Origin of the sequence: Bradyrhizobium sp. USDA 4538, assembly GCF_024171045.1 — a bacterium.
GTDB lineage: Bacteria > Pseudomonadota > Alphaproteobacteria > Rhizobiales > Xanthobacteraceae > Bradyrhizobium > Bradyrhizobium australafricanum.
The window spans coordinates 5,221,380-5,234,583 of sequence record NZ_JALJZE010000001.1; the positions used below are offsets into that span (position 1 = coordinate 5,221,380).

General features: G+C 65.3%; 9 protein-coding genes. 6 read left to right on the plus strand and 3 right to left on the minus strand.

Translation table 11 applies throughout. From position 1 onward, the window contains the following. Positions 1–54 precede the first annotated feature (54 nt). Positions 55–1,053 carry an alpha/beta fold hydrolase gene (locus J2R78_RS23625; protein ID WP_253607035.1) on the minus strand — a complete coding sequence of 333 codons (999 nt, stop codon included), beginning with the start codon at positions 1,051–1,053 and terminating at the stop codon, positions 55–57. A gap of 100 nt (positions 1,054–1,153) precedes the next feature. Beyond that, positions 1,154–2,137: an AraC family transcriptional regulator gene (locus J2R78_RS23630; protein WP_309145013.1), complete on the minus strand. Its 984-nt coding sequence runs from the start codon at positions 2,135–2,137 to the stop codon at positions 1,154–1,156. A 420-nt stretch (positions 2,138–2,557) separates the two neighbouring features. On the opposite strand from J2R78_RS23630, the gene J2R78_RS23635 reads away from it, so the two are divergent. The 4 genes from J2R78_RS23635 to J2R78_RS23650 are packed head-to-tail and all read left to right on the plus strand — an operon-like array spanning position 2,558 to position 6,464. Next, positions 2,558–4,759, plus strand: a complete 2,202-nt coding sequence (locus tag J2R78_RS23635; RefSeq protein WP_253607037.1) for a PAS domain-containing protein — start codon at positions 2,558–2,560, stop codon at positions 4,757–4,759. Next, positions 4,756–5,406 carry a response regulator transcription factor gene (locus tag J2R78_RS23640; protein ID WP_253607038.1) on the plus strand — a complete coding sequence of 217 codons (651 nt, stop codon included), beginning with the start codon at positions 4,756–4,758 and terminating at the stop codon, positions 5,404–5,406. Before J2R78_RS23635 ends, J2R78_RS23640 begins: the two co-directional genes overlap by 4 nt. Next, positions 5,399–5,779 (plus strand): response regulator transcription factor, encoded by a 381-nt coding sequence (locus J2R78_RS23645; protein ID WP_253607039.1) that lies wholly within the window; start codon positions 5,399–5,401, stop codon positions 5,777–5,779. Before J2R78_RS23640 ends, J2R78_RS23645 begins: the two co-directional genes overlap by 8 nt. Beyond that, on the plus strand, positions 5,769–6,464 hold the full coding sequence (locus J2R78_RS23650) for a response regulator transcription factor (RefSeq protein WP_253607040.1): 696 nt from the start codon (positions 5,769–5,771) through the stop codon (positions 6,462–6,464). The genes J2R78_RS23645 and J2R78_RS23650 overlap by 11 nt, the downstream gene beginning before the upstream one ends. A 445-nt stretch (positions 6,465–6,909) precedes the next feature. Here the strand turns inward: J2R78_RS23650 and J2R78_RS23655 are convergent, their stop codons facing one another. Then, positions 6,910–7,554 carry a hypothetical protein gene (locus tag J2R78_RS23655; RefSeq protein WP_253607041.1) on the minus strand — a complete coding sequence of 215 codons (645 nt, stop codon included), beginning with the start codon at positions 7,552–7,554 and terminating at the stop codon, positions 6,910–6,912. Between the two features lie 12 nt (positions 7,555–7,566). Here J2R78_RS23655 and J2R78_RS23660 point away from each other — a divergent pair, with 12 nt between their 5' ends. Together J2R78_RS23660 and J2R78_RS23665 are read left to right on the plus strand one after the other, a co-directional pair. Then, positions 7,567–8,853, plus strand: coding sequence for an autotransporter assembly complex family protein (locus J2R78_RS23660; protein ID WP_253607042.1), 1,287 nt, complete (start codon positions 7,567–7,569; stop codon positions 8,851–8,853). Then, positions 8,853–13,202, plus strand: coding sequence for a translocation/assembly module TamB domain-containing protein (locus J2R78_RS23665; RefSeq protein ID WP_253607043.1), 4,350 nt, complete (start codon positions 8,853–8,855; stop codon positions 13,200–13,202). Before J2R78_RS23660 ends, J2R78_RS23665 begins: the two co-directional genes overlap by 1 nt. Positions 13,203–13,204 lie beyond the last annotated feature (2 nt).

Here is a 13,204-nt window from a genome sequence, read left to right on the forward strand (position 1 = left end):
TCTTCCCATCGGGGAGAGCCAGGCTGAAGCCGGGCTCGATCATTCGATTCAAAATCAGGCCCTTCGGGCCGAGATGAACGCGAGGATGTCGGCATTGACGATGCCGGGCTGCGTGGTGCAGAGGCCGTGCGGCAGCAGGTCATAGATCTTGAGCTGGCTGTGCTGCAGCAGCTTGGCCGACAGCAGGGCGGAATCGGAGACCGGCACGATCTGGTCGTCGCCACCATGCAGAACGAGCGTGGGAACGGTGATGGCCTTCAGGTCATCGGTGAAATCGGTCTCCGAGAAGGCCTTGATGCAGTCGTGGTGCGCCTTGGCGCTTCCGGTCATGCCCTGGCGCCACCAATTCCAGATCACCGGCTGCGATGTTTCGGCACCGGGACGATTGTAACCGTAGAACGGGCCGGATGCGAAATCGAAGTAGAATTGCGCGCGGTTGGCGGCGAGCTGATTGCGCAGGCTGTCGAAGACCTCGATGGGCAGGCCACCGGGATTGGCCTCGGTCTTCAACATCAGCGGCGGCACGGCACCGATCAGGACCAGCTTCGCCACACGATTCTTGCCGTGGCGCGCGACATAACGCGCGGCCTCGCCGCCACCGGTGGAGTGGCCGATGTGAATGGCATTGCGAAGATCGAGATGCTCGACGAGGGCCGCGACATCAGCCGCGTAGTGATCCATGTCGTGCCCGTCGCTGACCTGGCTCGATCGGCCGTGACCGCGTCGATCATGGGCGATGACGCGGTAGCCGCGGCCGAGGAAGAACAGCATCTGGGCATCACAGTCGTCGGAGCTGAGCGGCCAGCCGTGGTGGAAGACGATCGGCTGGGCAGATTTCGGTCCCCAATCCTTGTAGAAGATGTGCACGCCATCTGTTGTCGTGATCGAGGTGACGGGACGCACCGTGTCGCCGGCGCCGGTCGGAGCTTTTGTTTCCTTGCCGACGGCGGATGTCGAGCGGATTGTCAGCGACATTGCCGACATGATCGAAGCCGTGAGCAGCTTTCGTCGCGACGTCCGTGCGAGCCGGGCGACCGAGTTGTTCCAGGCCATCTTGCTTGTCTCCTGTTGTTAGCGTGGGCATGCTGATGGTTTACGCCGTCAATTGCGCCGCTGCCCCAGAGCGATTGAGACCGTTGCAGCGCAATTGCTGCTAGCGCATGCGGCGCCGCCAATTGCTCGGCGTATCTCCGGTCAACCTCCTGAAGGCCGCGGCAAACGCGGTCTGGGAGGCGTAGCCCAGCGCGGCCGACACCGTGACGACGGACGCGTCGGTATCGCGCAGCATCTTCATGGCCTGCTCGAGTCGGTGCTGGCGCAGGAAAGCATGCGGCGAGAGCCCGGTGCTCTCCTTGAAGGCGCGGCAGAAGTGGAAGCGCGACAACCCCGCATCCGACGCCAGCGCGGCGAGCGAGACGTCCGCATCGCTGTCCGAGCGCAGGCGCTCGATGGCACGACGAAGCACCGCAGGCGACAGCCCGCCGACCGCCGGCGGCACATTGATGGTCGAGCCGGAATGCGCGACGAGCAGGCGGGTCGCCAACAGGTCCGTCAGCTGCTGCCTGAACAGGGTATCCAACGCGGTGTTGTTCTCCAGGAGGTCAGCCCCGCTGGTCAGCAATCGCGCCGTGATGGCGTCGGGATGTCCGATCCGTTCGGTCAGATCTGCCAGAGCACCCAGATCGGCTTCGCTTGCGATGCGCTCGAGCGTGGCGTGTGGAAGATAAAGCTGGATCAGATTCAAGAGTTGAGGCGAATCTGCGCGGCCCGCCGAACCGGCCGCAACGACATCCCACCGCGAGGTCGCGCCGGCGGGAATGACCGTCACCACCCCCGGCCGCGCGGTGCCGATCGCAACCGATTTTCCGCTCCGCCGCTCGAGCCGTTGAATGCCGGCGGGATAGGCCATGATGACGTGGTCGGCCATCGGCTTGACGATCTCATGCACGGGATCGTGTTGCCAGTAGGCAATCGAGCCGCCGGATGGCTCCAGAGCGAAGCGGACCGGCCTCGTCTTCAGCACGCGTGCCATTTCGGTATTGGCCGAGCGCTGGCCGGGAAGCGGCGGGCCATCCGGGCGGTCGTCGGGTGTCGCCGGCCGATCGTTCGGAAGATCATGCAGGACAGGCTTGTTCATGGATTTGCCTTCGCGCCGCTGACGGTGCCACTGATATCGAGCATGACGGCTTTCCCGGATCATGAGTGCGCGGCCGGCATGCCAGCTGGCCGCGATGCGGGAAAAAAGGCACGGTTTCCGAGACGGCGATACTGTGCCGCGGGATAGCCTCTGTTCGCCGGTCGTCAGGTCATCCCACGTCCTCCGCTGCGGCGATCCATCCGGCTGCGAACGGGACGCCGGCGTACATGGGTTTCCATGAGGTGCGGCCGGGACGTGGCGGGGTTACAATCGGGGCGTAAACCGCCCAGCTTGATCAACTCCGGCCCTCATTTGACCAATAGCGCCAAACACGACAGTGCCGATCTTGAGGCTGCTCCCAAGATTGACGCCAAGATTGACCGCAAGGCTGATCGCTCGCGGGCGAGGCAGCCCAGCACGATGCCAGCGTTGCCCCGCCAGCGCGCTTTCCTGGCGATCGCAGCCTGCCTCGCCGGCATTACCGCCAGCTGGCTCACGAAATCGCCCTTCGGCCTGCTGGCCGTGGTGGCTGCCCTATACCTCCATGTCGACCGACGGGCAGCCCTGCTCCTGCGGGTCGTGTGGGCCGTCGCGTTCGTCGGCGCGATTGCCGCGCATTTCCATGCGCACGACCCCCAGAGCGCCGCGCTATCGCTGGCGCTGTTTGCCATCCTCGCGCTTTGCATCGGCGAGATCGTCGCGATCCCGTCATCGGTAAAGCTGAGCGCCGATGCGGTGCAGGCCATGCGGATCATCGAGAGCATGCCGGCCTACACCTGGTCGGCGAGCCCGGATGGTCACATCACCCATGTGAGTGCGAGTACGCTGGCCTATCTCGGCGAGCTCGCCGACAAGACCGGGCTGTTTCACGTTCTGGACAATGCCGGCTGGCGGCGTGCCATCCATCCCGACGACTATGCGCAGGTGATGGAGATCCGCCGCCATTCCCTGAAGACCGGCATTCCGTTCGATGCAGAGTATCGGGTGCGCGGCTCGGACGGAACCTATCGCTGGTTTCGGTCGTTCGGTTCGCTGTCGCGCGATGAGCGGGGCGAACTGGCCGGCTGGTACGGCACGATGATCGATATCGAGGCGAAGAGGCAGGCGGAGGACGCGCTGCGCAAGAGCGAACGCCAGCTTCAGCAACTGATCGACGCGGTGCCCGCGCTGATCTGGAGCACGACGCCGGATGGAACGCCGACCTATGTCAACAAGCGGTTCAAGGTCGCAACCGGTGCTTCCCTCGAGGACATCACCGCGCCCGACGGATCGCCGTCGCTGAGTGTCGTTCACCCGGACGACAGGGCGGCCGCGATTGCGGCGATCACCCACTCGTTCAGGACGGGCGAGCCTTACGTCATGATCTATCGCCAGCTCCGCGCCGGGGGTGCCTACCACTGGACGGAGACCCGCGCCGAGCCGCTGCGCGACGATGCCGGCAATATCATCCAGTGGTACGGCGTGAGCGTCGATATCCACGACCTGGTGACGGCCCAGGAGGCGGTGAAGGAGAGCGAGCGATCGCTGCGCCAACTCGTCGAGACGCTGCCGGCCATGATCGATTGCGCCGCGCCGGATGGCGAGCCGATCTATCGCAGCCGTCAGCTCCGCGAGTTTCTTGGATACGATCTCGAGGAGCTCGACGGCAATGAGAAGGGGCGCCTCGAAGCGACGCTCGACGCCGGTGTCCATCCCGACGACCTTGACGGCGTCAAGCAGCGATACGCGCACTCATTGGCGTCGGGCGAGCCGTATGCCCGCAGGCACCGTCTGCGGCGTTTCGACGGCGAGTATCGCTGGGTCGAGACCCGCGCCGGCGCGATGCGCAACGCCGATGGCGCCATCGTGCAGTGGAATGTGATCTGTCTGGACATCGACGCCGAGGTGCGGGCGCAGGAAGAGTTACGGATGGCGCAGGCCGAGCTTGCCGGCGCAAGCCAGGCGGCGAGCCTTGCCGAGCTCTCGGCATCGATCGCGCACGAGGTGAACCAGCCGCTGGCCGCCGTCGTGGCCAATTCGCATGCCTGCCAGCGCTGGTTGACGGCGGACCCGCCAAACCTGGAGCGGGCGCGCAAGACGGTCGAGCGCATCATCCGCGACGCGAATGGCGCCGCCGATGTCGTGAGCCGCATCCGCGCCTTGTTCAGGCAATCGCTCGACAAGCGAAGCAGCGCGGAGTTGGGCAGCATCATCGCCGAGGTGCGCGAGCTGATGTCCGAAGAAGCCGTGCGGCGCCGCATCCGGCTCGATATCGATGTCGAATCCGCCATACCGCCCGTGACCGTCGATCGCGTTCAGATCCAGCAGGTTCTGAGCAACCTGATCCGCAACGGCATGGAGGCCATGGAGCGGGCCATCGACGACAGATCGATCCGGATCCGCCTCGATCGGATCGAGGATGCGGTTCGGGTGCGGATCAGCGACCGTGGCCCGGGCGTCGAATTCCCAGACCGGGTGTTTCAGCCGTTTTTCACGACGAAGGAGTCCGGGATGGGCATGGGCCTTGCGATCTGCCGCTCGATCGTCGAGTCGCATGGTGGGCATTTGTGGGCGGAAGAAAATGAGCCGCACGGCGCCAGCTTCATTTTCACATTGCCGATCGAGGCGAACAGGGCGACATGACGGCCGAGGAGCAGATTGTCTTAATCGTGGACGACGACGAGCGCACTCGCGAGGCGTTGAGCGAGCTGTTGGCCTCGCATGGCGTCGAGACCGCGACGTTCGCCTGCGCCGGGGCGTATATCGACGCCGGGAAGCCGGACGTGCCGGCCTGTCTGGTGCTCGACGTCGAGCTACCCGACATCAACGGGCTCGATCTGCAGCGGCAGATCGCGCAGGGCGATCATCCGCCGATCGTGTTCATCACCGGGCATGGCGATATCCCGTCGTCGGTTCGTGCCATCAAGCATGGTGCGCTGGATTTTCTGACCAAGCCGTTCAGCGATGACGACGTGATGGCCGCGATCCGGGCGGCGATCGACCAGGACCGGGTCAGGAGGGCGGATCGCGCCGAACTCTCCGGCTTGCGGCAGCGTTACCTCAGCCTGACGCCGCGTGAGCGTGACGTGCTGCCGCTCGTGGTCAGCGGCCTCATGAACAAGCAGGCGGCAGCGGAACTCGGCATCAGCGAGGTGACGCTTCAGATCCATCGAAGGAATGTGATGCAGAAAATGGCGGCGGCGTCGCTCGCCGACCTCGTGCGCAGCGCGGAGCGGCTGCAAATTCCCGTCACCCACTCCCGGCGCGGCGGAGGGACCGACCGTGAGTAAGAGGGTTGTCGCTGTTGTCGACGACGATCCGAGGCTGGTTGAATCGCTGGCGGAGCTGTTGGAGTCCGCAGGCTATCAGACATGCTGCTTCTCGTCGGCGCAGGCGATGCTCGCTGCCGGCTTTGCCAATGTGGACGTGCTCATCACCGATGTCGGCATTCCCGGGGTTGATGGCTTCGAGCTTCGCAGGCGCGCCCTGAAGCAGCGGCCGGACCTGCCGGTGTTCCTGATCAGCGGTCGCCATGAGGTGGCGGATCAGAGCCGTGCCCAGGGATTGAGCGGATTCTTCCGCAAGCCGTTCGACGGCCAGGCGCTGCTCGCCGCGGTGGATGATGCCCTGCGTGACGGAAGGGAGGGGAAGCATGAGGATTGACGCGCCGCTGCAACGACGCCTGCCGTCAGCCCGGCCGCTGCCGGGCGATAATGCTGCGCAACCGGTCGTCCTGATCGTCGATGACGATGCGTCGGTGCGGGAGGCGTTGTCCGAATTGATCCTGTCGGTCGGCTTCCAGTCGATCGGCTTCGCTTCCACCAGGGAGTTGCTCGAGGCGGATGTCCTGCAACGCCCCGGCTGTCTCATCCTCGACGTGCGGATGCCGGGCGCCAGCGGTCTCGACCTGCAAGCCTATCTGGTCCAGAACGGCAATCCCAAGCCGATCATCTTCCTGACCGGACATGGCGACATTCCGATGACCGTGCAGGCGATGAAGGCCGGCGCCATCGACTTCCTCACCAAGCCAGTGCGGGACCAGGCGTTGCTCGACGCCGTGCTCGCCGGCATCACGATGGATGCGGCGCGCCGGCAGCAGGCCCTGGTCGTCAAGGGCTATCTCGAACGCGTCAGGATGCTGACACCGCGCGAGCGCGAGGTGCTGCACAGGGTTGCGCATGGCGGCGTCAACAAGCAGATCGCCTTCGAGCTCGGGATCAGCGAGGTGACCGTCAAGCTGCATCGTGCCAACGTCATGCGCAAGCTGCAGGCGTCTTCGATCGGTGACCTCATCCGGATCTGGGAGGCGCTGCCGAAAGCCGTGCGCGAGACCGCCGTCGAAGGATGATCCTGGCACTCTTCCGCAAGCTGAGCAGGAACTCGATCACGCGTTGGAACAACACGCGGCCCGATGACGCAGCTCTCGGTTGACCTGCCGACGGTTCGAGCATCAGGCCAAACGATGGCGCGACGCGCGTGGCGGATTGTTCGCAAAGCGCAGTTGCCGGAACCGATCGCAGCGAGCGTCGGAAATTTCGATAATTGGGACGAACGTCGAAGTTCCCCTACGTTTGCCCAACATTGTCCATCATGAGTCTATCAACTTCGCGTGTGGTGCCTGTTGAATGCGGAGACAGGGGATCGCCGGAACCTGAGGTGCAGAGACTCGGGTCGCGTCAACAGGCAGGCGGAGCGGAACAATCAAGCAAATCGTGGTGCAACGATGCCCGCCGCCTTTGCCGGGGCGGGCAAGGCGAAGGTATTTCATTGCTGCGGCGCGACGCGTTCTGCGTTCAGCGTGCGTCGCTGTCGTCGGTTGCTCGCTGTGCGAGCAGGCTCACGCGCTCGACTTCTTTGGTCTGTTCGGTTCCGACGATCCGCCGCCGGTCAGCGCCACGACGCTGTCCTATCGGTTGGAGATCGAAGCCAAGACGCCGGAGGGCAAGAACGATAGCGACGCCGAACAGGCATTGCGCGATGCCGCCGGCACCTATCGCCTTCGACAGGAACCGCCCCCGGACGGGGAAGGTCTCGCGCGCCGGCTGCAGGCAGATATCAATCCGCTGCTCGATGCCCTTTGGGGGCTTGGTCGCTACAACGCTCAGATCGATGTGACGATAGATGGAGTTCCAATCTCCCTCGACGAGATCGGGCTGGCCGCGGCGGCGCGTCGGGCCGACAGCTTTCGCAATCGGACCGTTGTGCCCGTCAAGGTCATCGCGCGACTTGGTCCGTTGTTCAAGCTGCGCGCCGTAGATGTAGACTATCCGCGCGACCAAGCGCCGCAGGGATTGCCGCGCCGCGCGTTTGCGCTGAAGTCCGGCGATCCCGCGATCTCTGCCGACCTGCGCGCCGCGCAGGTGAAGCTCGTCGACTGGTTCCGCAGCAACGGACATCCGCTCGCGAAGGTCGCCGACGTCAAGGCCACCGTCGATCATGGCGCCGCCGCGATGGACCTTCGGCTGCGGGTCGAAGCGGGCCCCAAGGCCGGCATCGGCGCCGTGACGATCTCGGGCGGAGACGTCGATCCGAGAGTGGTGGCCACGCACGTCTACCTGAGGGAAGGCGAGCCTTATTCGCCAGAGCGGCTCGCCTTGGCGAAAACCTCGATCGCAAAGATCCCGGCCATCGGGGGAATTCGCGTCCGCGAGGCGGACCAGCTCGATGAGAATGGCAATCTGCCGGTCTTCATCGATTTGACGGAAAGGCCCAGGCACGCGGTGGGCCTCTCGGCGAAATATTCCACCGTCGATGGTCCCGGCATTGCTGGCTACTACGAGGATCGGAACATATTCGGCGGCGGCGAGCGCCTGAGGCTCGAAGCGTCCGCCTCGCTTTTGCAACGGATCGACGGCACGTCCTTCACCGGCTTCAATAATCTGAGCGGCTCGGATTTCGGCGCACGCTTTACCGGCACCTTCATCAAGCCGGGCTTGTTCGGTACGGCCAACGATCTACTGATCGAGGCCACTGCGTTCCGCGAGCGTGTCGGCAACAACGACCTCGGCGGTTACACTGACGACACGGTGCGCGGCACATTCGGCGTGATCCATCGCCTTTCGGAGGCGGCTTCGCTGCAGGCCGGTCTCCAGGTCGAGCAATCGAAATCGCAGGACGTGCTGGGGCGGGTCGATGCGACATTGATCGGCTTCACGGCGACCGGCCGCTACGACACGACAGACAATCCGCTCGACCCCACGCGCGGTGTGCGCCTCTCGGCGACCGTCAATGCCTATCCGAAGCTGATGGGTTCCACGATCGATCTGTTCGAAGCGCGGGTTGCGGGCTCGGCCTATTATGCGCTCGACGAGCAGGCCGACTACGTGCTGGCGGGTCGGTTGGCCGCAGGCTTGCTTGCGGGCGCGCCGCTCGACCAGATTCCGGACGCACATCGCTTCTTCGCTGGCGGCGGCGGATCCGTACGCGGTTACGGCTTCAACACCATTTCGCCGATGATGTTCGGTCAAATCACCGGTGGTCGCAGCCTGATCGAGGGCTCCGCCGAGGTGCGGGTCAGGATCACTCCCACCATCGGCCTCGTGCCATTCTTCGACTTTGGCACCGCCTCCCGATCGTCCCTGCCAGGCTTCGACGACTATGTGGGCTACGGCGCGGGACTTGGCTTGCGCTATCTCACGCCGGTCGGCCCGATCCGCCTTGACGTTGCGACACCGCTGAACCCTCGCCCCGGCGACAGCCGTTACGCGATCTATGTCAGCATTGGGCAGGCCTTCTGATGCGCATCCGACGGCTGTTCATTATCGGTTCCGCCGTCGCGGCCTTGGGTCTCATCGCTGTCGCGGTGCTTGGTGTCGTTCTCTACCGAATGGTGGGCGGTAGCGGCGAGAACCAGCAGGATGTGCTAGCCAGTCTCGTCTCGCGGACGCTCTCGACGCCGGCGACCCAGGTCCATGTCGGCGCCGTCGATGGTGTGCTGTCCTCGGATGCAACGGTCCGCGACGTTAGCATCACCGACAAGGACGGTGTCTGGCTGACGCTCGACAAGGCGCGCCTCGTCTGGCGACGCAGCGCATTGTTGCTGGGGCGGCTGGAAATCGACCGTCTCGAGATCGGCACGCTTGAGATCAAGCGAAAGCCGCTTCCGTCCGATCAGCCTGCCGCCGAGTCCGATCAGCCGATCCTGCCTGACCTTCCGGTGAAGGTGCAGGTGAAGGCTTTCGACCTGCGGGCCCTGACGCTGGGACAGTCGATTCTGGGTGAAGCTTTGAGTGTCGCGGCGACCGGCAATACCGAGCTCGGCTCGCCCTCGGAAGGGCTCGTCTTCAACCTCGATGCCACCCGCAAGGATTTTCCGGGCCACTTCAAGGCCGCTCTCGCCTACGTTCCGCAGGGAAATGCGCTTACCCTCGACGTCACGCTCGACGAGCCAGCCCACGGACTCATGTCGAAGCTCGGCCATCTGCCGGGCGAGCCGCCCGTCACATTCGCACTGGGCGGCAAGGGCACGCTCGACAGCTTTCGCGGTGCCCTGAAGTTGCAGGCCGGCCCCACGATCGATGCGACCGGCACGATTGCGCTTGACCGAAACGGCGCGGCCCGAGTGCTCGCAACGCGCCTTGCCAGTCACCTCGAACCGTTGTTGCCGGCGATCGCCGCGCCGGTCTTCGCCGGCGAAACCCATCTCGACAGTACGACACATTTTGGTGACGACGGCAGCATCGCCCTGGACGGGCTGACGCTGACGAGCCGTCTCGCACGGCTCGACGCGAAAGGTTTGCTCGGAGCCGACAAGGTCGTGGATTTTGCGGCTTCGATCCGCTCCTTGCCAAGCAACGGCGACGTGACCGAGACTGACCAAGGCTCGATCCGCAGCCTCGTTTTCGACAGCCGCGTCAACGGCCCAATCAAGGCTCCCACAGCATCGGTCAAGCTCGCGCTGTCGGGTGCTCATCTGCCGGACGGAGACATCGAGACGCTTGATGCTTCGATCACGGCCGTTCCTCGTGCCGAGGCCGGCGATCCGGCAACGCGCATCATCCTTGACGCGAACCTGCGTGCTTCCGGCATCGCGCCACGCGACGCGAGTTTGGCGGCCGCGATCGGCAACACCGCGTCGCTCGTGCTCCACGGCGATACCGACCTGGGCGGCCGCGCCAGGATCGAGCGTCTCGAGATCGGCACATCAACGGTTCAGGCCACCTATACAGGCGATGTCAGCGCCGATCGCCTGAATGGCCGGGCAACCGGAACCGTGCCCGACCTCGGCGCCTTTGCCGACCTTGCCGGGTTGAAGCTCAAGGGCTCGGTGGCGTTCGGCCTCGATCTCGACACGGATTTACAGCGTGGCAGCTTCGATATCAGAATGTCAGGTGCCGGCGAGAAGCTTGCGACGGGACTTGCGGCGCTCGATGGGCTTGCGGGGGCGCGGCTCGCACTCGCAGCCGACATCTCTGCTGATGGTCGCGACACTTACACGGTCCGCGACGCGTCGATCGATGGTGCCCGTGTTGCGGTTCGCGCCAAAGGAACAGTGACGCGCGACTCGAGCGACCTGTCGGCGCGTGTGGACCTGCCGGATCTCTCGGCGGCCGATGCGCGCCTCACCGGTGCGGGAGCTGTCGACGTCGGCCTGACCGGCGGGCTCGCACATCCCGGGGTTTCGTTCGCGGCCTCGGTGGATCGCGCCACCGCGATGCGGCGTCCGATTCCGCATCTGGCGCTCGCCGCGACGGTCAACGACATCAACGGAGTCTGTGCTGTCGAGGTCAAGCTCGACGGCTCCGTCGACGGCAAGCCAGCGCGCGGGATTGTTCAGGTGAGCCGTCGATCGTCGGAGCCCGACGATCGCGCAGCTCCCGCCGCTGCCGGTTGGCACGCAAAGACCATCGACATCGCGATCGGATCGGTATCCCTGAAGGGGGCAGCAACGATCGACGCCCAGAGATTCGCCAGCGGGCAGATTCGCTTCGCAGCCGGGGCGCTCGCCGATCTCTCGCCGCTTGCCCTTACAGAGCTCGCCGGTTCGGCCTCACTCGACCTTGCCGCTTCGGCCGATGGCGGCCAACAGTCGATCCGGCTTGCCGGCAAGGGCGCGGGAATCCGTGCCGCGGGTGCGGCCGTCCGCAGTTTCGATCTGCGCGCCGATGGCGCCGATCTCTACAGCCATCCGGTGCTCAATGCTGATGCGCAGGTCAATGGTGCCGAGTTCGGCGGTCAGACAGTCTCAAACGTCACGCTGGCGGCCGCGGGCAATGCCGATGCGAGCACGATCGGCCTGTCCGCCAAGGCTGCCGGATTCGATCTCGATGCCGCGGGTGCACTGACCACCAGGGAGCGGGTGCGGTTCGATCTCAACCGCTTCACCGCGCGCCGTGGCGCCAAAGCGATTGCGCTGCAGGGCCCCGCGGGCTTCACGCTCGACGATGGCACGGTGTTGATCGAGCATCTGGCGCTCGGGATTGGACGTGGCCGCTTCACGGTGGACGGCAAAGCCGGTCAGGTGCTCGACCTTAAGGCCATGGCCAGCGCGATCCCGCTCGGCGAGGCCGATGTCGCGATACCCGGTCTGGGCCTGAGCGGGACCCTCGACGCGTCAGCGGCCATTGCGGGCTCCATGAGCGCGCCGACCGGCCAGTACAAGGTCGCGGTCAAGCAGCTCACCGCGCCGCAGACCAGAAGCGCCGGCCTGCCGCCGATCGACGTTGCCGCGGACGGACGGCTCGATGGCAGCCGCGCGAGCCTGAACACCACAATTGCCGCGGGAAGAGCCGGTGCGATCGCGGCGTCGGGCACGGTGCCGCTCGACGCCACGAGTCCGATCGCGCTGACCGCGAAGGGCCGCCTCGATGCCGCCATCGCCAATGCCGCGCTTTCCGCCTCCGGCCGTACCGTGTCCGGCAGCGTTACGCTCGATGCCCGTGTCGGCGGCACGCGTACCAGGCCACAGATCGGCGGTGTCGCCACCATGAGCGGAGGTACCTTCCGTGACAGCATGCTCGGTACGCGCCTCGATGCCGTCGAGGCGAAAATCACCGCCGAAGGAGAGCGCATCGTCGTGGAGCGCCTGACCGCGGTGACGCCCAACGGCGGTACGTTGTCCGGCTCCGGTGAGGTACGGGTCGCCCCGGATGCAGGTTTTCCAGGCACGGTCTTGATTCGCGGTCAGCAGGCGACGCTTGCCTCCAGCGCGCTGGCGACCGCGCAGGCCAATCTCGCTATCGACGTCACAGGCGCCCTGGCGCGCGATCCGCGGATCGTCGGTCGCGTCGACTTGACTCGCGTCAACGTCGATATTCCGGATCGCCTGCCGTCGACGCTGAAGCCGATCGACGGCATCAACCATGTGAACGCCTCGGGACAGGCCGCTGTACGGCTTGCAGCTGCGCGCAAGGCCGAAACGCCGAAAGGCAACAAGAAGCGTCCGGCGCTCTTCAACGCCGCGCTGGACGTGACAGTTTCGGCGCCGAACCACGTCTTCATCCATGGCCGCGGGGTAACCGCGGAACTCGGCGGCTCCGTTCATGTCGGCGGTACGAGCAACGCGCCGGTTCCGAAGGGAGCCTTCTCACTCTATCAGGGCAAGCTGGTGGTGCTCGGAAAGACGCTGACCTTCACCAAAGGCAATCTCTCCTTCAATGGTGATCTCGCGCCCGAGCTCGATTTCGCGGCAGAGATACAGGCCTCTGACATCACCGCGCAGGTCGGAATCTCGGGCCCGGCGGCCGCGCCGGTCTTCGCCTTCCATTCGCAGCCCGAGTTGCCGCAGGACGAGATCCTGTCGCGCATTCTCTTTCAGAAAGCTTCGGGCAGCCTGACGACCTCGCAGGCCGTGCAGCTCGCAGGGGCCGCGGCTCAGTTCGCAAGCGGTGGCGAGGGAACGGTGGACCGCATGCGCCGCTCGCTCGGGGTCGACAATCTGGATGTGGGCGCCGGAGCGGGCGGTCCGATGGTCGGCGCCTCGCGCGCGATCGGCGACAGGCTGAGCGTGGGCGTGCGGACGGGCGCGAGCGCCAGCCAGTCAGGAGTGTCGGCCAATGTCGACGTGACGCGCCATATCCGCGTCGAGTCGGATGTCGATGCGAAGGGCTCGACATCCGTCGGTGTCGGCACGCGATTCGAATGGTAAAG